This window comes from Stenotrophomonas sp. Y-13 (assembly GCF_046267925.1).
Taxonomy (GTDB): Bacteria; Pseudomonadota; Gammaproteobacteria; order Xanthomonadales; family Xanthomonadaceae; genus Stenotrophomonas; species Stenotrophomonas acidaminiphila_A.
This window is the reverse complement of sequence record NZ_CP176501.1, coordinates 1,148,750-1,173,283: the sequence shown is the minus strand read 5'-3', so window position 1 is coordinate 1,173,283 and position 24,534 is coordinate 1,148,750. Positions and strand designations below refer to the sequence as shown.

Sequence of the window (24,534 nt, the reverse complement as noted above, 5' to 3'; positions counted from 1 at the left end):
ATTCCCGCTCATCCCGCGCCTGCGGGACCCCAGCAGAACGCGACGAGGCACCCATTACCCCCAGCCGCCCGGTCCGCCGGACATGAACACGTTCATCAAGGCGCCCGGAATTCCCCCGGGCTGCCCACCGGCGCCGCGCTGCGTACACTCTCCGCCATCTTCCGCATCGGATCCCCCGACTGTCCGCTTCCCGTGCCCCGGTCGATGGTGCCGCCCCCGCCGGCGATGGCTTTGCGCTGTTTCTGCGCGAACAGCGCGAGCCGCTGCGCGCCTTCCTGCGCGCGCGCGGCGCCGGCGAGGAGGACGCCGAGGACATCGTGCAGGACTGCATGGAGCGGCTGATCCGTTACCGCGGGCATCCACACACGGAGTTGAAGCTGCTGCTGTACCGGATCGCGCGCAACCGCCTGGCCGACCGTGGCCGTTCGCCGCTCGCCGCGCCACACCTGCCACTGGCCGAACAGGACCTGCCGACCGAGGCGCCGTTCGCCACGCCGGGGCCGCTGCGCCAGGCCGAATCCGGGCAGATGCTCAATGCGCTGCGCCAGGCGCTGCTGAAACTGCCCGAGCGCTGCCGCGAGGTCTACCTGCTCAACCGCATCACCGGCATGAGCTACAGCCAGATCGCGCGCCACCGCGGCATCACCGCCAAGACCGTGGAAAAGCATGTCGCGCGGGCCCTGCAGGGGCTGCGCCGGGAACTGGGTGCCGACGCGTTCGGCATGGGCGGGGATGAATGAGCGGGCGCGATGCAGCGGCCGGCGACGCGCTGTTCGCGCGCGCCGCGGCCTGGGTGGCACGGCTGGATGCCGCCGACTGCACGCGCGCCGAACGCGCGGCGTTCGAGGAGTGGCTGGCGGCCGATCCGGCGCGCGTACACGCCTGGGCCGAGGCCGAACGGCTGCACGCGCGCGCGGCCACGCTGCGCGATGACCCCTGGCTGCGCGCCGGCGCGCGCGCCGTGGTCCGGCGCCCTCTCTACCGGCGCCCGCTGTTCGGGCTGGCCGCGGCCGCGGCGCTGTGCCTGGCGGTGGGAACCGCCTGGGTACTGGCCACCGACGGCAGCCCCACCCCGCACACCTACGTCAACAGCGGCCTGGCCCCGCAACGCCAGGTGCTCGGCGACGGCAGCGTCGTGGTGCTCGATGCCCGCACCACCCTGACCGCCCGGTTCGGCTGGCGCAGGCGCGGCATCGAACTGCAGCAGGGCCGGATGCAACTGCAGGTGGCGGCGTCGTCCCGACCGATGCGGGTGCAGGCGGGCAACAGCGTGCTGCGCGATATCGGCACCACCTTCCAGGTCGAGCTGCTGGACGATGGACGCATCGACATCGCCCTGCTCGACGGCGCCCTGGAGGTCGACAGCCACGGTGCCCAGGGCATGCACGCGGCGCTGCGCCCGGGGCAGCAGCTGCGGGTGCTGCGCTCGGGCCGGATCGAGCCGGCCCGCGCGCTTGTGCAGCCACAGGCCGAGGCCTGGCCGCAGGGCCGGCTGCTGTTCGACGCCACGCCGTTGCCGGTGGTGATCGCGCGGATGAACCGCTACACCACCACGCCGCTGGTCATTGGCGATCCGGCACTGGCGCCGCTGGCCGTGAGCGGCAGCTTCGCCGCCGGCGACCAGGCCGCGCTGCTGTCCGCGCTGGAACTGGGCTGGTCGGTCAGCGCGCGCACGCGCGCCGACGGTGCGCTCGAGCTGCGCGGCGAGCGCTGAACCGCGCAATGGGTACGCTGATCGACCGTCTGCGCCCGACCCTGTTGTACCTGGCGTTGCTGGCCGTGTCGCCGGCCATGGCCGCGCCGGCGGGCGAGAAGGTGGAGTACCGGGTCGCGCGCGGTCCATTGGTGCAGGCCCTGCGCGAATGGTCGCGACAGGGTGACACCCCGCTGCTGTTCGACGCCCGCGAACTGGCCGGGCTGGACAGCGTCGGGGTCGAGGGCACGCTGCCGCCAGTGGCCGCACTGGAACACCTGCTGCAGGGACTGCCGGTCAGGCTGGCGCGCTCGCCGGCGGGCATCTTCACCGTACGCCGCCAGCAGGCAGCGCCCCGCCCCGTCCCCAAACCCACCGCTGCGCCTGCGGCGGCGGCCGCGCCAGTGGTGACGGCGCCGGAGGTCGAGCTGGCGCCGCTGCACGTCACCGGCAGCCGCCTGCCGCGCACCTCGCTGCAGACCACGATGAACGTGGAGGTGATCGAGCGCGACGACATTCGACGCAGTGGCTACGGCTCGCTGTTCGACCTGCTGCGCCACCTGCCCGGCATGAACGGGCGGCCGCCGGTGGAAGGCGCGCGCGATGGCGATTCGCCCTACCTGCCCGGCGGCGCCGCGGCGGCCACCAGCCTGGACGGGATGGGGCCGCGCGCCACCCTGTTCCTGGTCAACGGCAGGCGCCTGCCGCGCTACCCCATGGTGTCGCTGCAGCAGGGCGCCCTCACCGACCTGGGCGGCCTGCCGCTGAGCTTTGTCGAACGCATCGAACTGGTGCGCGGCGGCGCCTCGGCCATCTACGGTGCCGATGCCATGGCCGGCGTGGTCAACATCGTGCTGCGCGACCACGCCGATGGCCCGGAGGCCATGCTGCAGACCGGCACCAGCAACCAGGGCGACGGCGCCCAGTACCGGGTGCAGGCCGCCACCGGCAATGGCGCTGCCGGCGACGACTGGTTCCTCGGCATCGACCTGCAACGGACCGACCATGTCGCCGGCGACCGCCGTGGCTGGCACCGCGAACGGCAGCGCTATCCGATCGGCCTGCTGACCCGCGACGGGTATTACCTGCCGGCCTACCTGTGCCCGTCGGGCATGCGCGAGGACAGCGGCTGCTGGTACGACAGTTCGCGCCCGCGCTCGCTGCAGCCCGCCGCCTCCACCGCCGCCGCCTACGGCCATTGGCGGCACGACGCGGGCAACGGCCTGCACGCCCATGCCGAACTGCGCGCCAGCCTTGCCCGCCAGCGCTACGAACTGGGGCCGACGGCGGCGGCCCTGCGCCTGGCCGACGGCAGCCTGATCAACCATGTGTTCCAGGAAGGCGGCAGCGTGCGCCCGGCGGTCCGCAGCCTCGAACTGGACCTTGCCGCCGGCATCGGCCGCGACCGCGGCGATGGCGGCTGGGAAGCCGGGCTGGGCCGGCAGCGCAGCGAAACCACGCTCTCGACCGAGGGCGCGGTGCGCACCGCGCGGTTGTTCGATGCCATGGCAGACGGCTACATCCCGGGCTTCACCGCGCTGGACCCGGCCCTGCGCGCGCAGTTGTTCCCGCGCAGCCGCAACCGCGGCCGCACCGACCAGTGGCTGGCGTGGTGGGGCGTGCGCCACGCCCTGGGCACGCTGGCAGGCGGTACCGCGCAACTGGCGACGGGCATCGACCTGCGGCACGAAACCTGGACCTCGCGCCCGGACCGGCTGCTCGAGGACGGCGAACTGGCGCTGGGCCTGCCCACCGACCGCCGGCGCCTTTCCAGCCAGAGCAACGCCGGCTACGTCGAACTGGGCCTGCCGCTGGCCGAGCCACTGCGCCTGGACCTGGCCGCAAGGCTGGACCACGACGCCGGCGAATTCTCGTTCTCGCCGCGCGCCGGGCTGCGCTGGAACCCCTCGCCGGCGTGGTCGCTGCTGTTCTCGGGCGGCCGCGGCTACCGCGCGCCGAGCCTGTTCGAACGACGCCGCCCACCGGGCTACTTCGGCGCCGAAGCCGTGCCGTGGTCGCCCACGCTGCCAGCCTGCGCGCACCCCGTCGATGGCGCCTGCCTGGTGGACGTGCAGGTGGTGGAGAACACCGGCGTGCGCGCCGAAACCTCGCGCAACCAGAGCCTGGGCGCCATCTGGAGCCCAACGCCCGCACTCAGCCTGTCGCTCACCCACAACCGCGTCGAACTGCGCAACGAGATCCTGGCGCTGCGCCCGGCCGATGCCGGCTGGAACGCGGATACCTGGTTGCTCGACGAGCGCGGCCGGTTGCAGTCGCTGCGCCTGTATTTCGACAACATCGGGCGCACCGTGTCGCGCAACTGGGTGCTGCACGGCGACTACCTGCGCAGCTCCGCCGCCGGCCAGTGGCGCCTGTCACTGGACGCGGTCCACCAGCAGACGCTGCGCCGTCGCGAGCGCGCCGGCAACCGCTGGATCGACCTGCGTGGCCACGCCACCCCGGGCACGGCGGCCAATGCCTCACTGCACTGGCAGGGCGCGCGCTGGGGCAGTGCACTGCATGCGCGCTATGCCGGCAGCACCCGCGCCTGGCCGGCCGCAGGCAGCTGCCCGGCGGCGCAGCGCGGCAACAACCAGTGCAGCAACCCGTCGCAGCTGCGCTGGAACCTGCACCTGGATCGCCGCATCGGCACGCGCATGACCGCGGCGCTGGACGTCCTCAACCTGCTCGACACCCAGCCGGTGAACTACCTGCCCGGCAACGGCGGCCTGTCCGCCGGCCTGGACGATCCGCTGGGGCGCTATTTCCAGCTCACCCTGCAGTTCCACTGACCGCCGCCGGCCGGCACGCGCGGCAAAACAAAAGGCCAGGCGCGGACGCCTGGCCTCTGGTTCGATGCTGGTGCCGGAAACAGGAGTCGAACCTGCGACCTACGCATTACGAATGCGCCGCTCTACCAACTGAGCTATTCCGGCGGAGCCGCGAATTGTAGGGGCTGGCCGGCGATGTGGTCAATCGACCAGACGCAGGCGCAGTTCCTTGGGCAGCGCGAACACCATCGACTCCGGCTCGCCGGCCAGCTCGGCGACGCCGCCGGCACCGAGTTCGCGCAGGCGTTCGATCACACCGTCGACCAGCACCTGCGGCGCCGAGGCGCCGGCGGTCAGGCCGACGCGCTGCTTGCCGGCCACCCACTGCGGGTCGATCTCGTGCGCGCCGTCGATCAGGTACGACTCCACGCCCTCGCGGCGGGCCAGTTCGGCCAGGCGGTTGGAGTTGGAACTGTTCGGCGAACCGACCACCAGCACCAGGTCGCACTGCTGCGCCAGTTCGCGCACCGCGTCCTGGCGGTTCTGCGTGGCGTAGCAGATGTCGTCGTTCTTCGGCCCCTGGATGGCGGGGAACTTGGCCCGCAGCGCGGCGATCACGCTGCGGGTGTCGTCCACCGACAGCGTGGTCTGGGTGGTGTAGGCAAGGTTCTCGGGCTGGCCAACGACCAGCGCGGCCACGTCGTCCTCGTCTTCGACCAGGTAGATCGCACCGGCCCCGGCTTCATTGCGCCACTGCCCCATCGTGCCCTCGACCTCGGGATGGCCCTCGTGGCCGATCAGCACCACGTCGCGGCCGGCGCGGCAATGCCGCGCGACCTCGAAATGCACCTTGGTCACCAGCGGACAGGTCGCGTCGAACACCTTGAGCCCGCGCCGGTCGGCCTCGTCGCGCACCGCCTGCGACACGCCGTGGGCGCTGAAGATCACCGTGTTGCCGTCCGGCACCTCGTGCAGCTCCTCGACGAAGATCGCGCCGCGCTGCTTCAGGTCGTCGACCACGAAGCGGTTGTGCACGACTTCGTGGCGCACGTAGATGGGGGCGCCCAGCGTCTCGATCGCGCGCTTGACGATCTCGATGGCGCGGTCGACGCCGGCGCAGAAGCCGCGGGGGTTGGCAAGCAATACGTCCATGCGGCGATTCTAACGGCGGCAACGGGAAACAAGGGGAACCGGAGCGAAACCGCGCCGCGTCATTGCCCGCTCCCGGCGCCCTGTTCGCGCTTCTTCCCGTCGAACAGCCCGGACAGGGCGATGCCGATGGCGCCGGCCACGATCGCCGAATCGGCGATGTTGAACGACGGCCAGTAGTGGTCGCCGACATACCACTGGATGAAGTCCACCACGTGGCCATGGAGCTGGCGGTCGATGACGTTGCCGATGGCACCGCCGATCACCAGCGCGTACGGCAGCGCCGCGCGCCAGTTGCCGCGCGCGGTGCGCGACAGCCAGAACGCCATCAGGCCGCTGATGGCCACCGCCAGCGCGGTGAAGAACCACAGCTGCCAGCCGCCGGCGTCGCTGAGGAAGCTGAATGCCGCGCCGGTGTTGTAGGTGCGGTACCAGTTCCAGAAGCCGTCGATCACCGGCACCGGCGTGAATTCGGGCAGGCTGGCCAGCACCCAGGCCTTGCTCCACTGGTCCAGGCCGATGACCGCTGCCGACACCAGCAGCCAGATCAATGCGTTGGGTTTGACAGCCTTTGCTTGCATGTAATGCGCCTGTAGTGGAGTGGCATGGGACGGAGGCGGCGCCATCGCGCGGCCTCCGTCCCGGGTAACGCCCGGGTCAGAACCAGCGGCGGTCTTCGCCGGCGCCGTCGATGTTGCCGACGCAGCGGCCGCACAGCTCCGGGTGGTCGGCGTTGGCGCCGACGTCGCCGCGATGGTGCCAGCAGCGCACGCACTTGGCCTTCTCGGTCGGCTGGGCGCTGACGAACACCTCGTCGGTGGTCGCCGGGCGCACGCTCACGTCGCCGCTGATGAACAGGAAACGCAGCTCATCGGCCAGCGGCTGCCAGAGCACCGCCTGCTCCTGGCTGGCGGCCACGGTGATCTCCGCTTCCAGCGCGGCACCGATGGCGCCATTGGCGCGCATCGGCTCCAGCACCTTGGCCACCTGCTCGCGCAGCGCCAGCAACTGCTCGAAGTCGGCGGCCGACAGCTGCGCGTCGGCCGGCAGCGGCGCCAGGCCGTCGTACCAGGTGGTGAACAGCACGTTGCCGGCATGCTCGCCCGGCAGGTAGCCCCACAGCTCGTCGGCGGTGAAGGTCAGGATCGGCGCGACCCAGCGCACGAACGCCTCGGCGATGCGGTACATCGCGCTCTGCGCCGAACGGCGCCCGCGCGAATCGGCCGGCATCGTGTACAGGCGGTCCTTGGTCACGTCCAGGTACAGCGAGCCCAGGTCCACGCTGCAGAAATTCAGCAGCAGCTGCACGATCTCGGCCATGTTGTAGCTGGCGTAGGCGGCCTTGATCTTCTCCTGCAGCTCGAACGCGCGGTGCACGATCCAGCGGTCCAGCGCCACCATGTCCTCGAGCGGGCGCAGGTGCCGCGACGGATCGAAGCCGTCCAGGTTGCCTAGCAGGAAGCGCGCGGTGTTGCGCAGGCGCCGGTAGGCGTCGGCATTGCGCTTGAGGATCTCCTGCGACAGCGACATCTCGTTGCTGTAGTCGGCCGAGGCGATCCACAGGCGCAGGATGTCCGCGCCCAGCGTGCGCATGATTTCCTGCGGCTCGATGCCGTTGCCCAGCGACTTGGACATCTTGCGGCCGTGCTCGTCCACGGTGAAACCATGGGTCAGGCACTGCCTGTACGGCGCCGCCTTGTCGATGGCCACGCCGGTCAGCAGCGAGGACTGGAACCAGCCGCGGTGCTGGTCCGAGCCTTCCAGGTACAGGTCGGCCGGCTTGCCGAAACCGCGCGCCAGCAGCACCCCTTCATGGGTGACGCCCGAGTCGAACCAGACGTCGAGGATGTCGGTGACCTTCTCGTACTGCGCGGCCTCGTCGCCGAGCAGCTCGGCCGGGTCCAGCGAGTACCACACGTCGATGCCGCCGTCCTGCACGCGGTCGGCCACCTGCTGCATCAGTTCGACCGTGCGCGGGTGCGGCTGCCCGGTCTCGCGGTGGGTGAACAGCGCGATCGGCACGCCCCAGGTGCGCTGGCGGCTGATGCACCAGTCCGGACGGCCATCGACCATGCTGGCGATGCGCGCCTTGCCCCAGCCGGGGAACCAGCCGACGTTGTCGATGGCGGCCATGGCATCGGCGCGCAGCCCGGCCTTGTCCATCGAGATGAACCACTGCGGGGTGGCACGGAACACCACCGGCGTCTTGTGGCGCCAGCAGTGCGGGTAGCTGTGCTGGATCTCGGCGAACGCCAGCAGCGCGCCGTTGCCGCGCAGCACGTCGACGATCAGCGGCTGCGCCTTCCACAGGTGCACGCCGGCCAGTTCGACGTCGCCGGCCGGCGGCGTGGACGGCAGGTAGACGCCACGGCCATCGACCGGATTGATCTGGGCGGCGGTGTACGCATCCATCACCCCGTACTGCTGGCTGACCGCGAAGTCCTCCTGGCCGTGGCCGGGCGCGGTGTGCACCGCACCGGTACCGTCGGTATCGGAGACATGTTCGCCGTTGAGCAGCGGCAGGTCGCGCCCGGCGTAGAACGGGTGGGCCAGCAGCTGGTTCTCCAGCGCCGCGCCCCTGGCATGGCCGTGCACGACCACCTCGGCCACGCCGTAGCGGGCCAGCGAACGCTCGGCCAGCGCCGCGGCCAGCACCAGCCAGCGCGGCCGGCCGTCGTGGGCCGGGCCTTCGACCAGCGCGTACTCGATGTCCGCGCCCAGCGACACCGCCAGCGAGGCCGGCAGGGTCCACGGGGTGGTGGTCCAGATCGGCACCGCCACCTCCACCCCGGCCGGCAGCGCGACGCCGAAACGGGCGGCGAGCTGCTGCGGATCGCGCGCGGTGTAGGCCACGTCGATCGCCGGCGAGGTCTTGTCCTGGTATTCGATCTCGGCCTCGGCCAGCGCCGAGCCGCAATCGAAGCACCAGTGCACCGGCTTGGCGCCGCGCACCAGGTGGCCGTTGGCGACGATCTTGGCCAGCGCGCGGATCTCGTTGGCCTCGAAATCGAAGCTCAGCGTCTTGTACGGGTTGTCCCAGTCGCCGATCACGCCCAGGCGCTTGAAGTCGGCGCGCTGCAGGTTGATCTGCTCCTCGGCGTACTCGCGGCACTTCTGCCGGAACTGCCCGGCATCGAGCTTGGTACCGACCTTGCCCCACTTCTTCTCGACCGCGATCTCGATCGGCAGGCCATGGCAATCCCAGCCCGGCACGTAGGGCGCGTCGTAGCCGTCCAGGTAGCGCGACTTGACGATGATGTCCTTGAGGATCTTGTTGACCGCGTGGCCGAGGTGGATCTGGCCGTTGGCGTACGGCGGGCCGTCGTGCAGCACGAACAGCGGCCGGCCCTTGGCGTTTTCGCGCAACTGCGCGTAGATGCCCTGCTCTTCCCAACGCGCCAGGATGCCCGGCTCGCGCTTGGGCAGGTCGCCGCGCATCGGGAATTCCGTCGCCGGCAGGTGGAGGGTAGCTTTGTAGTCTTGGGTCACGGGTACTTACCCTTGCGCGGCGGTTATTGAAGAGTCCGCACAGGGATGTGCGGGCTGTTGCGGGGGACTCGCATTTCCGGCGTCCGCACAGGGATGTGCGGGCTGTTGCGAGGGACTCGCATGTTCGTTGAGGAGGGTGCGCGCCTGTTCGGCATCGCGGTGCATCTGCGCGGTCAACGCCGGCAGATCGTTGAACTTCTCTTCGTCACGCAGCTTGGCGACGAACTCGACCTCGATGTGGCGGCCGTACAGGTCGCCCTGGAAATCGAACAGGTGGGCTTCCAGCAGCGGCTCCACGCCCTGCACGGTCGGGCGCGTGCCGAAGCTCGACACCGACGGCCACGGTTGCTCGAAGACGCCGTGCACCCAGGTAGCGTAGATCCCTGAAAGTGCGGGCGTCCGCGGGAAACGCAAGTTGGCGGTCGGGAAGCCCAGGGTGCGTCCGAGCTGCTGCCCGCGCACCACCCGGCCGCCGATCGTGTACGGGCGGCCCAGCAGGTCGGCGGCCTGCCCGAATTCACCGGCCACCAGCAGTTCGCGGATGCGGGTGCTGGAAATGCGCTCGCCGTTCAGGTGCACCGGCGCGATCTCGCCGGCGGCGAAGCCCAGCTCGGCGCCCATGGCCTGCAGCAGCGCCAGGTCGCCGCCGCGGCGATGGCCGAAGTGGAACTTCGGGCCGATCCAGACCTCGCGTGCGCCCAGCCGACGCACCAGCATGCCGCGCACGAAATCCTCGGCGGTGATGGCCGCCATCTTCGCGTCGAAGCGCAGCAGGCCGACGCTGTCGATGCCCAGCCCGCGCAGCGTGGCCACCTTGTCGCGGGCCAGCATCAGCCGCGGCGGCGGGGTGTCGCGGGCGAAGAACTCGCGCGGCAGCGGCTCGAAGGCCAGCGCCACCGCCGGCACGCCGAGCGCGCGCGCGCGCTCGACCGCGTGGCGCACCAGCACCCGGTGGCCCCTGTGCAGGCCATCGAAGGCACCGATGCAGACCACGCTTCCCTGCGGGAACAACACCCCGCCCTCGACGTCTCTAAACAGCCTGCTCATTCAAACCCGGATCCGGCCCTGGCGGGCCGGCGCTTTGCCATGTGTAGCCGGGAAGTATAGCGGCGGCGCGGGCACGGCCGCCTCACTGCCCGCGCAGGTCGCGCGGGCGGAAGCCCATGGCGAGCATCGCCAGCAGGTAGGTCAGGCCGCCGCCGCCCACCAGCAGCGCCAGGCTGCCGATGCGCTGCCACTTGTCCATGCCGCCGAAGCCGGGCAGCCAATGCAGCAGCCCCAGCAGCACCGCGCTCATGGCCGCGCACGCCACGACCAGACGCAGCACGTAGCCGCCCCAGCCCGGGCGGCGCTGGTAAACCCCGGTCCTGCCCAGCCAGTACCACAGCAGTGCCAGGTTCAGGTAGCTGGACAATGCGCTGGCGATGCCCAGCGCCAGGTGCAGGCCCGGTTGCGCCGCCAGCGCCGCCATCACGCCCTGCGCCTTCAGTGCCTCGGGCACCATCACCTGGTACAGCACCGCCAGCAGGACGAAGTTGAACACCATGTTGGCCACCAGCGCGGCCACGCCGGCGCGCACCGGGGTCCTGGTGTCCTGGCGCGAATAGAACGCCGGCAGCACCACCTTCAGCAGCGCGAACGCCGGCAGGCCGAAGCTCAGCCCGTAGACCGACAACGCGGTCATGCGGGTATCGAAATCGGTGAATTCTCGGTACTGGAACAGGGTGGCGATCAGCGGCTGGGCCAGCAGCAGCAGGCCGAGCATGGACGGCACCGCGATCAGCAGGGTCATGCGCAGGCCCCAGTCCAGCGCGTTGGAGAAGCCCTCGCCATCGGTCTTGACGTGGTGCCGGGCCAGCGCCGGCAGGATCACCGTGCCCAGCGCCACCCCGAACACCCCCAGCGGCAGCTCCAGGAAGCGGTCGGCCAGCGACAGCCAGGACTGCGAACCGTCGCTGAGCCGGGCCGCGATCACCGTGTCCAGCATCAGGTTGATCTGCGCCACCGACGAGCCGAACAGGGTCGGCACCATCAGGGTCAGCACCTTGCGCACGTCGGGATGGTTCCAGCCCCAACGCGGCAGGGTCAGCAGGTTGATGCCCTTCAACGACGGCAGCTGGAACAACAGCTGCAGCACGCCGGCCACCAGCACCGCCCAGCCCAGGGCCAGGATCGGCACCTCCAGCCGCGGCGCCAGCCACAGCGCGCCGGCGATCATGCACAGGTTGAGGATCACCGGGGTCAGCGCCGGCATCGCGAACTTCTGGAAGCTGTTCAACGCCCCGCCGGCCAGCGCGGTCAGCGACACGAACAGCAGGAACGGGAAGGTCAGCCGCAGCAGGTCCACCAGCAGGCCGTACTTGACCGGGTCGGCGGCGTCGGCATCGGCGAACAGCCAGGCGACCTGCGGGGTGAAGATCAGGCCCAGCGCGGTCAGCACCAGCAGCACCCCGCCCAGGGTGCCGGACACCCGCGCCATCAGTTCGCGCAGGTCGGCGTGCGGACGGGTCTCCTTCACTTCGGTGAACACCGGCACGAAGGCGGTGGCGAACGAACCCTCGGCAAACAGCCGGCGCAGGAAGTTGGGCACGCGGAACGCCACCCAGAACGCGTCGGTGGTGGCATTGGCACCGAAGGTGATGGAAATCGCCTGGTCGCGGACCAGGCCCAGCACCCGCGAGATCATCGTCATGCTGCTGAACGACAGCAGCCCCCGCAACATGCGCGGTGAACTCACCCACGGCCCCCTTGACAACTTGACTTGACGTTCATTCGGCCAACCATCATACTTGCGTGCTTGCTGTTCCCACCATACCGATTTTCAGGAAACCACCACCGTGGCCAATATCAAGTCCGCCAAGAAGCGCGCCAAGCAGACCGTTGTGCGCAACGCGCGTAACACGGCTCAGCGTTCGATGCTGCGCACCGCCGTCAAGAAGGTGATCAAGGCTCTGGATGCCAATGACGCCGCCGGCGCCGAGGCTGCCTTTGCTGTCGCCCAGCCGATCCTCGACCGTTTCAGCGCCCGTGGCCTGATCCACAAGAACAAGGCCGCCCGTCACAAGAGCCGCCTGACCGCCCGCATCAAGGCCCTCAAGGCCGCCTGATCGGCGCGATCACCGGGAGCCGCCCGGCTCCCGACGCGAAAAGCCCGGCTCCGGCCGGGTTTTTTGTGTCCGCCATCCAGCGGGCCATCGACAGGCGATGCCGGAAACCGCTCCCGGCGGTTTCCTTGTGCCCGCCATCCGGTAACGACGACCCTCCGGACCATCGACAGGCAATGCCGGGAACCGCTCCAGGCAGCTTCCCTGTGCCTGCCTTCCATCGCCGACCCGCTGCGGGCCATGGCGACAGGGCATGTCGAAAGCCGCTCCCGGCGGCTTCCGGGCACTGCCCCTCCACCGATCACCAGCCGGGCCGCCGACCGAAGACCTGGGAAGCCCCTCCCCCTGCGGATTTCTGCCGCCCGGCGCCGCGAGGCATCCGGCAGCTGCCGTCACGGCATGGGCGGAGCCCATCGGAAAAGGGCATCGCGGCCGCAACCGCGCCCCACGAGCGGGCGCCGCGGGCGCGGACAGGAACGAAAAACCCGACCGCGGCCGGGTTTTTCGCGTGTTCCGGGGCGAACGCCGCCTCTCAGCCCTGCGCTTCGCGCGCCTCGGCCTCGAGCAGCTTCTGCTGGTCGAAGAAGGCCATGATGTCCTTCATGATCGGCCAGGTGCCCTCGCGGCCCAGCGCCGAGACCAGATACCACGGACCGGTCCAGCCCAGCTCCTTGACCACCTGCTCGGCCGCGGCCCGCGCCTCGTCCTCGAACATCAGGTCGGCCTTGTTCAGCACCAGCCAGCGCGGCTTCTCCAGCAGCGCCGGGTCGTGCTTGCCCAGCTCGCGCTCGATCGCGCGCACCTGCTCGACCGGGGAAACGCCTTCCACGCCCCCCTCCATCGGCGAGATGTCGACCAGGTGCAGCAGCAACCGGGTGCGCTGCAGGTGGCGCAGGAACTGCGCGCCCAGCCCGGCGCCATCGGCCGCACCCTCGATCAGGCCGGGGATATCGGCGATCACGAAGCTGCGGTAGTTCTCCACCTTGACCACGCCCAGGTTCGGGTACAGCGTGGTGAACGGGTAGTCGGCCACCTTCGGCGTCGCCGCCGAGACCGCGCGGATCAGGGTGCTCTTGCCGGCATTGGGAAAGCCCAGCAGGCCGACGTCGGCCAGCAGCTTCAGCTCCAGCTTGAGCAGGCGCTGCTCGCCCTCCTCGCCCGGCAGCGCCTGGCGCGGCGCACGGTTGGTGGAGCTCTTGAAGTGCATGTTGCCCAGGCCGCCCTTGCCGCCCTTGGCCACCAGCAGGCGGTCGCCATGGCGGGTCATGTCGCCGATCACCTCGTCGGTGTCGACATTGATGACCACGGTGCCGACCGGCACGGTGATGACCAGGTCTTCGCCGCCCTTGCCGTAGGCCTGGCGGCCCATGCCGTTCTCGCCGCGCTGCGCCTTGAAGATGCGCTCGTGGCGGAAGTCGACCAGGGTGTTCAGGTTTTCGTCGGCGCGCAGCCAGACGCTGCCGCCGTCGCCGCCGTCGCCACCGTCCGGCCCGCCAAGCGGAATGAACTTCTCGCGGCGGAAACCGACGCAGCCATTGCCGCCGTTGCCGGCGATTACAGAGATTTCGGCTTCATCAACGAGTTTCATCTTGGTATCGCAAGGTTCTCAGAATTACTTCGGCCCGCAGCACCGGCGCGTCCTGCGCCGCGCCGGCGGCGCGGTACAGGCGCACGATGCGGCGGGGGTTGCCCCGCCCGTCGGGCAGGAAATAGTGATTGGAGACGCGGTATTGCGCACCTTCTAGCAGCTCCGCGTCGTCCAGTGGACGCCCCTGCGCATCGCGCGCCAGGACCTGGCGGCGCTTGCGCACGGGGGCGCCATCGGGCGCGACGCTGGTGGACTCTTCCAGCTCGACCCGGTTGGACGCGCCAAGGGTCAGGGTTCTTTCAAAGTCCTCGCGACCTTCGATGCCCGGACGCTGGCCTTTATAGCGCAGGGTGCGCGTGGCGCCAGCATAGCGGACCGTGCCCTCGCCCATCGGCCAGTCCGGCTGCCCGCTGCCCTGAGGCGCCCGCAGCCAGATCCGCACCGCGGCCGGCGGCGCGGGCCCGTCCTCGCCGTACGCCATGTGGACTTCCCAGCCGCGACTCCCGTCCCAGCTGAATACCGTGGTGCGCAGCCAGCCGTCGGCATCGAAATCGCCACGGGCACTGCTGCGCTCCACGCCCCCGGCGCCGGGCGCCGGCCGCCAGCCCTGCGGATCGGCCAACAACGCCGGCAACTGCGGCGAACCCGGCGGAAGGGCCAGGGTATCAGCCTGCAGCGATGCCAGCGGCCCGGTCACGGCCAGGGTGTCACGGTCGCTGGGAATGTCGGCCGCGCATCCCGCGCAGGCCAGCAGGCCGCACAGCAGGGCCACAGCCCGGTAACGGATCACCTTCCCTGCCTCCTGCCATGCGCGGCCCGCGGGATCACCTGCAAACGAGAAGCCCCGCCGAAGCGGGGCTTTCGTCGGCGGCGCCCACGCCGTGGCCCGGGCGCCTGCACGTGCGGAAGATCAGGCTTCCGCGACGACGCTGACGGTGCGGCGCTTCTTCGGGCCCTTCACCGTGAACTCGACCTTGCCGTCGACCAGCGCGAACAGCGTGTGGTCACGGCCCAGGCCGACGCCGGCGCCCGGGTGGAACTGGGTGCCGCGCTGACGCACGATGATGTTGCCGGCTTCGATGGCCTGGCCGCCGAAGATCTTGACGCCCAGGTACTTCGGGTTGGAGTCGCGGCCGTTGCGCGAGGAGCCTACGCCCTTTTTATGTGCCATGACGGATTCTCCTTGGATTAGCCGGCGATGCCGGTGATTTCGATTTCGGTGTAGTACTGGCGATGGCCCTGGCGCTTCATGTGGTGCTTGCGCCGGCGGAACTTGATGATCTTCACCTTGTCGGCGCGGCCGTGGGCCACGACCTTGGCGGTCACCGAAGCGCCCTTCAGGGCATCGCCGATCTTGATGCCGTCGGCGTCGCCGAGCATCAGGACGGTGTCGAACTTGATCTCGCTGCCGGCTTCGGCTTCGAGCTTCTCAACGCGGAGGGTCTCACCCTGCGCGACGCGGTACTGCTTGCCGCCAGTTACCAGGACTGCATACATGGGATGTCTCTTCTGTAGTTATTCTTGGGATCTGCCCACCATCGAGGGCGGACAGAAGCGGGATTTTACCGGCACCAAGCCGCCCGGGTCAAGTCGCCCCCGGGGCGGAAAACCCGTGCCTGAACAACGGCCTGCACCCGGCCCGGGCGCAGGCGTGCGCGCTGGCAATTCCGGCAATTGCCCCCAAATCCCAAGCTCGCTAGGCTGATCGACTGCCGTCAGCTGCATCCCCTGCCCCCACCGCGCCCGGTTTCCGCCGCGCGGCCCAGAACGGACCTCCCATGGCGATGGATTTCATCCGCATCCGCGGCGCGCGGACGCACAACCTCAAGAACATCGACCTCGACCTGCCCCGCGACAAGCTGATCGTGATCACCGGCCTGTCCGGCTCGGGCAAGTCGTCGCTGGCGTTCGACACCATCTACGCCGAGGGCCAGCGCCGCTACGTCGAGTCGCTGTCGGCCTACGCGCGGCAGTTCCTGAGCGTGATGGAGAAGCCCGACCTGGACCACATCGAGGGCCTGTCGCCGGCGATCTCGATCGAGCAGAAGTCCACCAGCCACAACCCGCGCTCGACCGTGGGCACCATCACCGAGATCTACGACTACCTGCGCCTGCTCTACGCCCGCGTCGGCAGCCCGCGCTGCCCCGACCACGGCTACCCGCTGGAAGCGCAGACCGTCAGCCAGATGGTCGACCAGGTGCTGGCGCTGGACCCGGAACAGCGCTACATGCTGCTGGCACCGGTGATCCGCGAGCGCAAGGGCGAGCACGTACAGGTGTTCGACCAGCTGCGCGCGCAGGGCTTCGTGCGCGTGCGCGTGGACGGAGAACTGCACGAGATCGACGCGGTGCCGCCGCTGGCGCTGCGCCAGAAGCACACCATCGAGGCGGTGATCGACCGCTTCCGCCCGCGCGAGGACCTCAAGCAGCGCCTGGCCGAGAGCTTCGAGACCGCGCTCAAGCTGGGCGACGGCATGGCCACCGTGCAGTCGCTGGACGACGCACAGGCGCCGCCGCAGCTGTTCTCGTCCAAGTACTCCTGCCCGGTCTGCGACTACGCGCTGCCGGAGCTGGAGCCGCGCCTGTTCTCGTTCAACTCGCCGGTCGGCGCCTGCCCCGGCTGCGACGGCCTGGGCATGGCCGAGTTCTTCGACCCGGCGCGCGTGGTGGTGCACCCGGAGCTGTCGCTGGCCGCCGGCGCGGTGCGCGGCTGGGACCGCCGCAACGCCTACTATTTCCAGCTGATCGCCTCGCTCGCCAAGCACTACCGGTTCGATGTCGACGCGCCGTGGCAGTCGCTGCCCGCGGACGTGCGCCAGGCCGTGCTGTACGGCAGCGGCGAGGACCAGATCACCTTCACCTACTTCACCGAGAACGGCGGCCGCAGCCAGCGCAAGCACCGCTTCGAGGGCATCATCCCCAACCTGGAGCGCCGCTACCGCGAGACCGAATCGCCGGCGGTGCGCGAGGAACTGGCCAAGTTCATCAGCGAACGGCCCTGCCCCGAGTGCGGCGGCGCGCGCCTGAACAAGGCCGCGCGCAACGTGTTCGTCGCCGACCGTCCGCTGCCGGAACTGGCGGTGCTGCCGATCGACGAGGCCAAGCGCTTCTTCGGCGAACTCAGCCTGCCGGGCTGGCGCGGCGAGATCGCCGCCAAGATCGTCAAGGAGATCAGCGAGCGGCTCGGCTTCCTGGTCGATGTCGGCCTGGACTACCTCACCCTGGAGCGCAAGGCCGACACGCTGTCCGGCGGCGAGGCGCAGCGCATCCGCCTGGCCTCGCAGATCGGCGCCGGCCTGGTCGGGGTGATGTACGTGCTCGACGAGCCGTCCATCGGCCTGCACCAGCGCGACAACGAGCGCCTGCTCGGCACCCTCACCCGGCTGCGCGACCTCGGCAACACGGTGATCGTGGTCGAGCATGACGAGGACGCCATCCGCCTGGCCGACCACGTGGTGGACATCGGTCCCGGCGCCGGCGTGCACGGCGGCGAGGTGGTCGGCGAAGGCCGGCTGGAGGACATCCTGGCCGCGCCGCGCTCGCTGACCGGCCAGTACCTGTCGGGCAAGCGCTCGATCGAGATCCCGGCGCGGCGCCACAGGCCCAACCCGAAGATGACGCTGCACCTGCGCGGGGCCAGCGGCAACAACCTCAAGGGCGTGGACCTGGACATCCCGGCCGGGCTGCTGACCTGCATCACCGGCGTGTCCGGCTCGGGCAAGTCCACCCTGATCAACGACACCCTGTTCTCGCTGGCGGCCAACGAGATCAACGGCGCCTCGCACCCGGTCGCGCCGTACCGCGAGGTCGAGGGCCTGGACCTGTTCGACAAGGTGGTGGACATCGACCAGTCGCCGATCGGCCGCACCCCGCGCTCGAACCCGGCCACCTACACCGGCCTGTTCACCCCGCTGCGCGAACTGTACGCCCAGGTGCCGGAAGCGCGCGCGCGCGGCTATTCGCCGGGGCGCTTCAGCTTCAACGTGCGCGGCGGGCGCTGCGAGGCCTGCCAGGGCGACGGCCTGATCAAGGTGGAGATGCACTTCCTGCCGGACGTGTACGTGCCCTGCGACGTCTGCCACGGCAAGCGCTACAACCGCGAGACGCTGGAGATCCTGTACAAGGGCTACAACATCAACGACGTGCTGGAAATGACCGTCGAGGATGCGCTGAAGCTGTTCGAGCCGGTGCCGGCCATCGCCCGCAAGCTGGAAACCCTGGTCGACGTGGGCCTGAGCTACATCAAGCTGGGGCAGAGCGCGACCACGTTGTCCGGTGGCGAGGCGCAGCGCGTGAAGCTGTCCAAGGAACTGTCGCGGCGCGATACCGGCCGCACCCTGTACATCCTCGACGAGCCGACCACCGGCCTGCACTTCCACGATATCGAGGCACTGCTGGGGGTGCTGCACAAGCTGCGCGACGAAGGCAACACGGTGGTGGTGATCGAGCACAACCTGGACGTGATCAAGACCGCGGACTGGATCGTCGACCTCGGCCCCGAGGGCGGCCACCGCGGCGGCACCGTGCTGGTCACCGGCACGCCGGAAGACGTCGCGGCCTGCCCGCAGTCGTACACCGGCCAGTTCCTGGCCAAGCTGCTGCCCTCCACCGGCGCGCGCCCGGAGCAGCCCGCGGCCGTGGCCAACAAGCCCGACGCGCGGCCGCCGCGCAAGGAAAAGCCCGCAAAGAAGGCGGCCGCGAAGAAATCCGCCACCAGCAAGAAGAAGGTTTCGTGATGAGCACCGCACACAAGCAGCTGGCCCGCGTGCCGATCAGCGTGCGCTGGCGCGACATGGACTCGATGGGCCACGTCAACAACGCCAAGTACGTCTCCTACCTGGAAGAGGCGCGCGTGCGCTGGATGCTGGGCGTGGAAGGCGTGTCGATGAACGACCGCATCGCCCCGGTGGTGGCCAACACCAACATCAACTACCGGCTGCCGATCGTGTGGCCCGACGACATCGTGGTCGAGCTGTTCGTCGAGCGCCTCGGCAACAGCAGCGTGACCATCGGCCACCGCATCGTCGACCAGAAGGACCCGGGCAAGCTGTACTCCGACGGCAACGTGGTGGTGGTGTGGATGGACACCCAGACCGGCCGCAGCGCGCCACTGCCCGAGGCCGTGCGCGCGGCGTCGAGCTGAGCCATGGCCGCTGCCGGCGGCAGCGAAGGACCGCCGGAACACGAAGGGGCCGCGATGCGGCCCCTTGTCGTTTCCGCCAGCGGTGCGTGGCGTCAGTCTTCCAGCAGCGGCTTGCGCGGCATCTTCTCTTCGCGCATGGCGGCGTTGTAGGCGAACGCGGCGACGATCGCCGCGGCCTGCTTCAGGTCTTCCGGCTCGGCGTGGTCCCAGGTATCCAGGTTGCTGTGGTGGACGTTGCTGAAGTAGTCCAGCCGGTCCTGGATGAACTGGAAGCCCGGCAGGCCGACCCGGTCGAAGCTGATGTGGTCGGTGCTGCCGGTGTTGCGGCTGGCCACGGTGGCGGCGCCGACGTCGTTGAACGGCTTCAGCCAGGCCTCGAAAATCGGCATCGCGGCGATGTTCTCCTGCGCATAGATGCCACGGAAGCGGCCCGAGCCGTTGTCCATGTTGAAGTACACCGAGAACTTGTCGTAGTCGCGCAGCTTCTGCAGCGGACCGGTCGGCTCGCGCAGCGAGGCCGGCAGCGCCTTCTGCGCCGGGTCGGTGGGCTCGGGGTAATGCGCGAAGTGCCTGGCCACGTAGGCCTGCGAGCCAATCAGGCCCTGCTCCTCGCCGCTCCACAGCGCCACGCGGATGGTGCGCCGGGGCTTGGCGCCCACCGCCTTGAGGATGCGCATGGCCTCCATCATCACCGCGACGCCGGCGGCGTTGTCGGCCGCGCCGGTGCCGGTGTGCCAGGAGTCCATGTGCGCACCCAGCATCACGATCTCGTCGGCCTTGCTGGTGCCGCGGATCTCGGCGATGGTGTTGTGGCCCGGCTGGTCGGTCTCGTCGGTGAAACGCGCATCGACGTTGACCCGCAGCTTCACCGGCTGCTTGCGCTCCAGCGCGCGCGCCAGCTGGTTGTAGTGCTCGGCGATCATCGCCAGCTCGGGGATGCCCACCGGTTCGCCGGCCTTGCGCGAACCGCCGCCACCGACGCGGATGATGCCGTTGTCCCAGCCGCTGATGCTGATCGACGCCAGCGCGCCCTCCGCGGCGAAGAAGGCATTGGTCGCACGCACCAGTTCCTGGCGTTCGGCGTACTCCTTGACCCGCTTGGCGCGGTCCTTGTCCGCGGATTTGGGAATGGTGAACTCCTGCAGCCCCTCCAGCGAGGTGGCGTCGTGCCGGTGCGAGTCGGCCTCGGTGCCGCGCTTGTACTCGCGCGCGTCGCCCAGCAGCAGGATCTTGCCGCGCAGCGTGCCCTTGTATTTTTCCAGGTCGGCCAGCTTCTTGATGTCGACCTTGACCACTTCGCCTTCGACGGTGCCGTTGGTGCCCGGCGTCCAGGCCTTGGGCAGCGCATACAGCTGGGTCAGGCGTGGCTCCAGCATCTCCACGCTGGCCGACTCGAACTCCCAGCCGCGGCCGAAGTCGTCGAAGGCCTCGTCATGCGCGCTGGTCAGCCCCCATTCGCCGAACTTCTGCCGGGTCCAGGCATTGGCCCGGGTCATGGCCGGCGAGTTGGTCAGGCGCGGGCCGATGCTTTCGGTGAGATAGGAAAAGGTATCCATGACCTGCGAACGGTGGAACGCTTCCTGGCGGATCTTGCCCACCATGTCCAGATCGACCTGTTCGGCCGCGCCCGCGCCACCAGCGAACGCCAGCCCCATGCCCAGTACCAGCAAGCACCGCTTGATCATCATTTCCCCCGGCCCGCGGCCGATCACGACAAAGGCCCGAGTCTAGCCAGCGCCGCCGGCGGCCGAGCCGGCCAATGGTCATGGTCGCGCATGGGCAGCGGCGCGTTGCCGCCGCAGCGGGCCTGCGCAGCGCCGGCGCGGGCTCAGCCCGGCGACACCACGGCGCATTGCAGCGCCGCTCGCCACTGCCCCGGCCAGTCGCGGTCGTTGGCCACCTGCGCCTGCGCGCGGCTGGCCTGGAAGGCGGCAAAATCCAGTTCCGCGACCGTCCAGGGCTGGCCGTCAGCGGTGCGCGCCAGCATGCCGTCGTCGGGGAAGCCGCGGTCCATCGGCGCATACACCGCCGCTTCGCCGGTATTGACGTCCAGCGCCGGACTCCAGCCGGCCTCGCCCGCGGTCACCGACTGCGCCACGAACATGCGGTTCTCCAATGCCCGCGCCAGGCAGCCCACGCGCACGCGGGTGGCGCCGGCCTCGGTGTCGGTGCAACTGGGCACCACCAGCAGCCGCGCACCCGCCTCGTACTGCGCGCGCACCGGCAGCGGGAACTCGCTGTCGTAACAGACCGCCACGCCGGCGCGGATGCCGTCGATCTCGAACACCTTCAGTACGTCGCCGCCGTCGATCAGCCCGGTGGCCTGCTCGAAGCCGGTCAGCTGCAGCTTGTCCTGCCACAGGTGCGTGCCCTGCGGCGTCAGCCAGTCGCAGCGGTTGCGGTAGCGGCCATGACCGGTGTCGAGCAGGAACGTGCCGGCGACCACGTGCATGTCCAGGTCGCGGGCGAGGCCGGCGAACAGCTGCAGCCAGGGTTGCCGGTAACGCTGGATCGCCGCCAGCGACGCCGCCAGGTCGCGCTGGATGCCCGCGTCGAAGGTGGCCGCCAGTTCCAGCGACAGGTATTCGGGCAGCACCGCGATGCGCGCGCCGGCCGCGGCGGCGGCCTCCAGTTCCTGGCGCTGGCGCGCGGCGAAGGCGTCGAAACCGGCCGGAGCGCCGATCCGGTAACGGGCAACGGCGATCTTCATGCGGCCGGCTCCAAGGCACGGGTCCAGACAGTGAGCGCGTGCGACAGCTCGCCGCGACCGACCTCGTCCCAGCACAGGTGCAGGGTCATGCCCGGCTGCCGCGCATAGCCGCGCCTGCGCCAGAACCCGTCGTTGTCGCGGTGGCCGGCAGGCCGGCGCGGGTCGTCATGGTCACGGTCCACCGCGCAGAACGCGGTCATCGCGAAGCGCCCGAGCGCGCGCGCATGCGCCTCGCGGGCGTCGAAGAAGGCATGGCCGATGCCACGCCCGCGCCAGGCCGGCAGCAGCACCGACTCGCCGAAATAGAACACCTGCGCCGGATCGATGCCGGCCGCCTCGAACGGCGCGCGGAACGCCGGGCCGTCATCGAGCAACGGCAGGCCGGTGGAGGCGCCCACCACCTCATCGCCGGCCCGCGCCACCACGCACACCGCATCCGGCGTGGCCGCATAGGCGGCCAGGTAGTCGCGCTCGTAGTCCAGGCTGCCCCGGTACAGATACGGCCAGTCCTTGAATACCCGGATGCGCAGGCGCGCCACGTCGTCGAGTACCGGCAGCAGGTCGGTGCCGCGCAGGGCGGCGATGGAGGGAGAGGCGTCCATGGCGGAATTCTAGCGCCGCGCGTTTGCCGCGCAGCAGCGCCTCAACCGCAGCCGACCAGGGCACCGCCATCCCCGTCGGAGACAAGGCATCCGCCGCGGCCATCGCGCCTGAACCGGTAGACCGTGGGGCAAAGCACGCTCGTGCGCCACAGGGTCCGGCGTTCTTCCGGCGCGAGCAGCCGTGGCATCGCCAGGCTGACATCCCATGACGCCGAGCACCGGGATGCCACCGGCACGATGACGATCAAAGCGAGCCCCATCGCGGGCAACGCCGACAACACCACGCCGACGGCCGGAACCCTCCTGTACCCCGCCTCGATGGCCACCGCCACGCCGGCCAGCAGCGGCAGCGCGACGATCGCGAGCAGTGCCAGTGCATGATGGAAACGCATCGCGCCCCCGTTCCAGCTTCAGTAGCCGCGTGCGCACCGGGCCGCTCCCGGTTCGCGCCACAACAGCCACACCCGCCGGTGCACGGCATCGCACACCACCACCTGGCGTTCCCGCAGCACCGCCCTGAAGCGCAGGCCACGACGACCCAGCGCCTGCCAGCGGCCTGCGCCGTCCAGCGCGGGCAGGCCTGCGGCGCCGCGCTGGCGGATCCGCTCGACCAGCGTTGCGTCCAGTTGCAGGCACAGGCAGCCGTGGCGCGGGGCCGTCCCCAGTCCCAGTGCCGCCAGCGGCGAAGCGGCCCAGCCAGCGCCCTGCTCCACCCGCAGCACCGCTGCCGCCAGCCCCGGCGGCAGCCCTTGCCGCAGCCGCCGGAGCAACCGTGTGCTCAACCGCATCGGGTTCACCGCAGACCGCCGCCGAGGTCGTACCAGTCCACCTTGCGGGTCAGCCACATGATCGCCGCGAGGATCCCGAACAGCAGCAGCGAGCCCATCAGCAGCGCATTGTTCTCCGACGCCAGCAGCAGGTACAGGACCCCGTACAGCAGGGTCAGCAGGGTGGCAAAGCCCAGCCCGTGCCGCCAGCTGCGCAACACCCCGCTGAGGTAGAAACCCTGCAGGCCGATGCACGCCAGCGCCGACACCAGGTACGCCTGCCAGAAGACGATGTGCTCGGACAGGCTCAGCAGCAGCAGGAAGAAGATCGCCAGCGCCAGCCCGACCAGCAGGTATTGCAGCGGATGGATCCGCAGCCGCCTGATCAGCTCGAACAGGGCGAAACCGACGAAGGTCAGCAGCACGAACAGGATGCCGTACTTGCTGGCGCGGTCGACCTGCGTGTACACGTCGACCGGGTCCACCAGCGCCACCTCCAGCGCCTCGACCGCGCCGCCATCGCTGCGCAGGTCGCGGCGCAGCTGTTCCTGCGCGGCCGAGGCCAGCGAGGACACCGCCCAGTCGGCCTTGAACCCGGCATCGTCGATGTGGCGCTCGTTGGGCGCGAAGCTGCCGCCGAACAGCGGATGCGGCCAGGTCGAGGCCAGCGACACGCGGGTGTCGTCGCCCACCGGCACCACCGACAGCGAGCGGGTGCCGTCGAGCACGAACTCCAGCTCCACCCTGCGGCCCTCGGCCAGGGTGCCCTGTTGCGGCTGGCCCAGCGGCGACAGCATGGCGTGCAGCCCCTTGGACGCGCCCTCCAGCGCCAGCGAACCGGCGTGCAGCGGCAGCGCGCGCCCGTCCACCCGCAGGTTGGGCGTACCCACCAGGCCGCGCACGTCGGCGATGCCCAGCGCCAGGTAGGGCCGGCCGTAGACGCGGCCCGGCACGGCGGCATAGGCGGCATCGGCGAACTCGGCCTGCACCCGCGCGTGCCAGCTGTACACCGGCACCCGGAACAGGCCCACCCGGCGCTCGTCCGGGCGCAGCTCGCCCTGTATCCGCAACTGCCGCGGCATCTGCAGGTCATAGCCGTGCTCGGTCCGCAGCTCGCTCTTGAGCACGCCCGCCTCGACCACCTCGACCTCGCGCTGCTGGGTCCACGGCAGTACCCGCACCGGGCCGATCAGCGACTGCGCCCCGGCGCGGCTCTGCGCCACCCGTTCGATGGCCTGGTCGCGGTAACGCTCGCGCTCGGCGATGGTGCCGCGGATCAGCAGCAGGGGAATCAGCAGCAGCAACGCCAGCCCGCCGACCACGGCGAAGCGCAACAGCAGTTTCAGGGAAGTCATGGCCCGTCCTCGTGTGGAAACGGGCACAGCGTGGCCGCCCCGGATGGGCGCGGTTTGTGGCGAATTTGAAGTGGAGGTGAAGCCGCTGGCGGTGAGCGCCGCGCAGCGGCGGCAGCGGCCGGTTGCGGACACCTGCCGCAACATAGTATGAATCCGCGCTGTC

General features: G+C 70.1%; 22 protein-coding genes and 1 tRNA gene. 6 read left to right on the top strand and 17 right to left on the bottom strand.

The window, feature by feature from the left end; all coding sequences use genetic code 11:
- Nucleotides 1-95 precede the first annotated feature (95 nt).
- Nucleotides 96-359 carry a hypothetical protein gene (locus ACJ7VY_RS05140; RefSeq protein ID WP_409476500.1) on the bottom strand — a complete coding sequence of 88 codons (264 nt, stop codon included), beginning with the start codon at nucleotides 357-359 and terminating at the stop codon, nucleotides 96-98.
- On the opposite strand from ACJ7VY_RS05140, the gene ACJ7VY_RS05135 reads away from it, so the two are divergent.
- The 3 genes from ACJ7VY_RS05135 to ACJ7VY_RS05125 are packed head-to-tail and all read left to right on the top strand — an operon-like array spanning nucleotide 243 to nucleotide 4,485.
- A complete protein-coding gene (locus tag ACJ7VY_RS05135; RefSeq protein ID WP_409476785.1) occupies nucleotides 243-740 on the top strand; it encodes an RNA polymerase sigma factor in 498 nt (165 codons plus the stop codon). The two genes, ACJ7VY_RS05140 and ACJ7VY_RS05135, sit on opposite strands and share 117 nt — an antisense overlap.
- Complete coding sequence (locus ACJ7VY_RS05130; protein WP_409476499.1) at nucleotides 737-1,714, top strand: FecR family protein; 978 nt, start codon at nucleotides 737-739, stop codon at nucleotides 1,712-1,714. Before ACJ7VY_RS05135 ends, ACJ7VY_RS05130 begins: the two co-directional genes overlap by 4 nt.
- An 8-nt stretch (nucleotides 1,715-1,722) precedes the next feature.
- Nucleotides 1,723-4,485, top strand: a complete 2,763-nt coding sequence (locus ACJ7VY_RS05125; protein ID WP_409476498.1) for a TonB-dependent receptor plug domain-containing protein — start codon at nucleotides 1,723-1,725, stop codon at nucleotides 4,483-4,485.
- Between the two features lie 68 nt (nucleotides 4,486-4,553).
- Here the strand turns inward: ACJ7VY_RS05125 and ACJ7VY_RS05120 are convergent.
- The 6 genes from ACJ7VY_RS05120 to murJ all read right to left on the bottom strand — a co-directional run bounded on the left by ACJ7VY_RS05120 (nucleotide 4,554) and on the right by murJ (nucleotide 11,824).
- Nucleotides 4,554-4,629: transfer RNA gene (locus tag ACJ7VY_RS05120), tRNA-Thr, on the bottom strand.
- Between the two features lie 36 nt (nucleotides 4,630-4,665).
- Entirely contained in the window at nucleotides 4,666-5,616 is a 951-nt protein-coding gene (ispH, locus tag ACJ7VY_RS05115) for a 4-hydroxy-3-methylbut-2-enyl diphosphate reductase (protein ID WP_161614130.1), read from the bottom strand.
- Nucleotides 5,617-5,675: 59 nt separating this feature from the next.
- Nucleotides 5,676-6,194: a signal peptidase II gene (lspA, locus tag ACJ7VY_RS05110; protein ID WP_240211598.1), complete on the bottom strand. Its 519-nt coding sequence runs from the start codon at nucleotides 6,192-6,194 to the stop codon at nucleotides 5,676-5,678.
- A gap of 76 nt (nucleotides 6,195-6,270) precedes the next feature.
- Nucleotides 6,271-9,102 carry an isoleucine--tRNA ligase gene (gene ileS, locus ACJ7VY_RS05105; RefSeq protein ID WP_409476497.1) on the bottom strand — a complete coding sequence of 944 codons (2,832 nt, stop codon included), beginning with the start codon at nucleotides 9,100-9,102 and terminating at the stop codon, nucleotides 6,271-6,273.
- Nucleotides 9,103-9,108: 6 nt separating this feature from the next.
- The gene (locus ACJ7VY_RS05100) at nucleotides 9,109-10,149 is read right to left on the bottom strand and encodes a bifunctional riboflavin kinase/FAD synthetase (RefSeq protein ID WP_293764475.1); all 1,041 of its coding nucleotides are present in this window, start codon (nucleotides 10,147-10,149) and stop codon (nucleotides 9,109-9,111) included.
- Between the two features lie 82 nt (nucleotides 10,150-10,231).
- On the bottom strand, nucleotides 10,232-11,824 hold the full coding sequence (murJ, locus tag ACJ7VY_RS05095; protein WP_409476784.1) for a murein biosynthesis integral membrane protein MurJ: 1,593 nt from the start codon (nucleotides 11,822-11,824) through the stop codon (nucleotides 10,232-10,234).
- 115 nt (nucleotides 11,825-11,939) lie between these two features.
- Here murJ and rpsT point away from each other — a divergent pair, with 115 nt between their 5' ends.
- Nucleotides 11,940-12,209 (top strand): 30S ribosomal protein S20, encoded by a 270-nt coding sequence (gene rpsT / locus ACJ7VY_RS05090; RefSeq protein WP_054664179.1) that lies wholly within the window; start codon nucleotides 11,940-11,942, stop codon nucleotides 12,207-12,209.
- Between the two features lie 529 nt (nucleotides 12,210-12,738).
- On the opposite strand, the gene obgE is transcribed toward rpsT, so the two are convergent.
- From obgE to rplU, 4 genes are all read right to left on the bottom strand, one after another.
- Nucleotides 12,739-13,794 (bottom strand): GTPase ObgE, encoded by a 1,056-nt coding sequence (gene obgE / locus ACJ7VY_RS05085; RefSeq protein WP_161614127.1) that lies wholly within the window; start codon nucleotides 13,792-13,794, stop codon nucleotides 12,739-12,741.
- The gene (locus tag ACJ7VY_RS05080; protein WP_409476496.1) at nucleotides 13,781-14,584 is read right to left on the bottom strand and encodes a hypothetical protein; all 804 of its coding nucleotides are present in this window, start codon (nucleotides 14,582-14,584) and stop codon (nucleotides 13,781-13,783) included. The genes obgE and ACJ7VY_RS05080 overlap by 14 nt, the downstream gene beginning before the upstream one ends.
- Before the next feature lie 120 nt (nucleotides 14,585-14,704).
- On the bottom strand, nucleotides 14,705-14,965 hold the full coding sequence (gene rpmA, locus ACJ7VY_RS05075) for a 50S ribosomal protein L27 (protein WP_104938357.1): 261 nt from the start codon (nucleotides 14,963-14,965) through the stop codon (nucleotides 14,705-14,707).
- A gap of 17 nt (nucleotides 14,966-14,982) precedes the next feature.
- Nucleotides 14,983-15,291 carry a 50S ribosomal protein L21 gene (gene rplU, locus ACJ7VY_RS05070; RefSeq protein ID WP_054664165.1) on the bottom strand — a complete coding sequence of 103 codons (309 nt, stop codon included), beginning with the start codon at nucleotides 15,289-15,291 and terminating at the stop codon, nucleotides 14,983-14,985.
- A 281-nt stretch (nucleotides 15,292-15,572) separates the two neighbouring features.
- Here rplU and uvrA point away from each other — a divergent pair, with 281 nt between their 5' ends.
- Nucleotides 15,573-18,530 (top strand): excinuclease ABC subunit UvrA, encoded by a 2,958-nt coding sequence (uvrA, locus tag ACJ7VY_RS05065; RefSeq protein WP_409476495.1) that lies wholly within the window; start codon nucleotides 15,573-15,575, stop codon nucleotides 18,528-18,530.
- Entirely contained in the window at nucleotides 18,530-18,937 is a 408-nt protein-coding gene (locus tag ACJ7VY_RS05060) for an acyl-CoA thioesterase (protein WP_104938356.1), read from the top strand. Before uvrA ends, ACJ7VY_RS05060 begins: the two co-directional genes overlap by 1 nt.
- Nucleotides 18,938-19,029: 92 nt before the next feature.
- Here ACJ7VY_RS05060 and ACJ7VY_RS05055 read toward each other — a convergent pair whose 3' ends face one another.
- The 6 genes from ACJ7VY_RS05055 to creD form a co-directional block, all read right to left on the bottom strand.
- Nucleotides 19,030-20,622: a M20/M25/M40 family metallo-hydrolase gene (locus tag ACJ7VY_RS05055; protein WP_104940147.1), complete on the bottom strand. Its 1,593-nt coding sequence runs from the start codon at nucleotides 20,620-20,622 to the stop codon at nucleotides 19,030-19,032.
- Between the two features lie 143 nt (nucleotides 20,623-20,765).
- A complete protein-coding gene (locus ACJ7VY_RS05050; protein WP_409476494.1) occupies nucleotides 20,766-21,647 on the bottom strand; it encodes a carbon-nitrogen hydrolase family protein in 882 nt (293 codons plus the stop codon).
- On the bottom strand, nucleotides 21,644-22,249 hold the full coding sequence (locus tag ACJ7VY_RS05045; RefSeq protein WP_409476493.1) for a GNAT family N-acetyltransferase: 606 nt from the start codon (nucleotides 22,247-22,249) through the stop codon (nucleotides 21,644-21,646). The genes ACJ7VY_RS05050 and ACJ7VY_RS05045 overlap by 4 nt, the downstream gene beginning before the upstream one ends.
- Nucleotides 22,250-22,290: 41 nt before the next feature.
- A complete protein-coding gene (locus ACJ7VY_RS05040; RefSeq protein WP_409476492.1) occupies nucleotides 22,291-22,641 on the bottom strand; it encodes a hypothetical protein in 351 nt (116 codons plus the stop codon).
- 18 nt (nucleotides 22,642-22,659) lie between these two features.
- Nucleotides 22,660-23,037 carry a hypothetical protein gene (locus ACJ7VY_RS05035; RefSeq protein ID WP_409476491.1) on the bottom strand — a complete coding sequence of 126 codons (378 nt, stop codon included), beginning with the start codon at nucleotides 23,035-23,037 and terminating at the stop codon, nucleotides 22,660-22,662.
- A 5-nt stretch (nucleotides 23,038-23,042) separates the two neighbouring features.
- The gene (gene creD, locus ACJ7VY_RS05030) at nucleotides 23,043-24,371 is read right to left on the bottom strand and encodes a cell envelope integrity protein CreD (protein WP_409476490.1); all 1,329 of its coding nucleotides are present in this window, start codon (nucleotides 24,369-24,371) and stop codon (nucleotides 23,043-23,045) included.
- Nucleotides 24,372-24,534: the final 163 nt, after the last annotated feature.

Excerpts from the sequence above, each read along its gene's own strand:
- ACJ7VY_RS05100 (WP_293764475.1), bottom strand. The coding sequence starts at position 10,149 with ATGAGCAGGCTGTTTAGAGACGTCGAGGGCGGGGTGTTGTTCCCGCAG.
- lspA (WP_240211598.1), bottom strand. The coding sequence starts at position 6,194 with ATGCAAGCAAAGGCTGTCAAACCCAACGCATTGATCTGGCTGCTGGTG.
- ispH (WP_161614130.1), bottom strand. The coding sequence starts at position 5,616 with ATGGACGTATTGCTTGCCAACCCCCGCGGCTTCTGCGCCGGCGTCGAC.
- murJ (WP_409476784.1), bottom strand. The coding sequence starts at position 11,824 with ATGTTGCGGGGGCTGCTGTCGTTCAGCAGCATGACGATGATCTCGCGG.
- ACJ7VY_RS05035 (WP_409476491.1), bottom strand. The coding sequence starts at position 23,037 with ATGCGGTTGAGCACACGGTTGCTCCGGCGGCTGCGGCAAGGGCTGCCG.
- ACJ7VY_RS05040 (WP_409476492.1), bottom strand. The coding sequence starts at position 22,641 with ATGCGTTTCCATCATGCACTGGCACTGCTCGCGATCGTCGCGCTGCCG.
- rpmA (WP_104938357.1), bottom strand. The coding sequence starts at position 14,965 with ATGGCACATAAAAAGGGCGTAGGCTCCTCGCGCAACGGCCGCGACTCC.
- rplU (WP_054664165.1), bottom strand. The coding sequence starts at position 15,291 with ATGTATGCAGTCCTGGTAACTGGCGGCAAGCAGTACCGCGTCGCGCAG.
- ACJ7VY_RS05125 (WP_409476498.1), top strand. The coding sequence starts at position 1,723 with ATGGGTACGCTGATCGACCGTCTGCGCCCGACCCTGTTGTACCTGGCG.
- ACJ7VY_RS05140 (WP_409476500.1), bottom strand. The coding sequence starts at position 359 with ATGCCCGCGGTAACGGATCAGCCGCTCCATGCAGTCCTGCACGATGTC.
- creD (WP_409476490.1), bottom strand. The coding sequence starts at position 24,371 with ATGACTTCCCTGAAACTGCTGTTGCGCTTCGCCGTGGTCGGCGGGCTG.
- ACJ7VY_RS05060 (WP_104938356.1), top strand. The coding sequence starts at position 18,530 with ATGAGCACCGCACACAAGCAGCTGGCCCGCGTGCCGATCAGCGTGCGC.
- ACJ7VY_RS05130 (WP_409476499.1), top strand. The coding sequence starts at position 737 with ATGAGCGGGCGCGATGCAGCGGCCGGCGACGCGCTGTTCGCGCGCGCC.
- uvrA (WP_409476495.1), top strand. The coding sequence starts at position 15,573 with ATGGCGATGGATTTCATCCGCATCCGCGGCGCGCGGACGCACAACCTC.
- obgE (WP_161614127.1), bottom strand. The coding sequence starts at position 13,794 with ATGAAACTCGTTGATGAAGCCGAAATCTCTGTAATCGCCGGCAACGGC.
- ACJ7VY_RS05055 (WP_104940147.1), bottom strand. The coding sequence starts at position 20,622 with ATGATCAAGCGGTGCTTGCTGGTACTGGGCATGGGGCTGGCGTTCGCT.
- ACJ7VY_RS05050 (WP_409476494.1), bottom strand. The coding sequence starts at position 21,647 with ATGAAGATCGCCGTTGCCCGTTACCGGATCGGCGCTCCGGCCGGTTTC.
- ACJ7VY_RS05045 (WP_409476493.1), bottom strand. The coding sequence starts at position 22,249 with ATGGACGCCTCTCCCTCCATCGCCGCCCTGCGCGGCACCGACCTGCTG.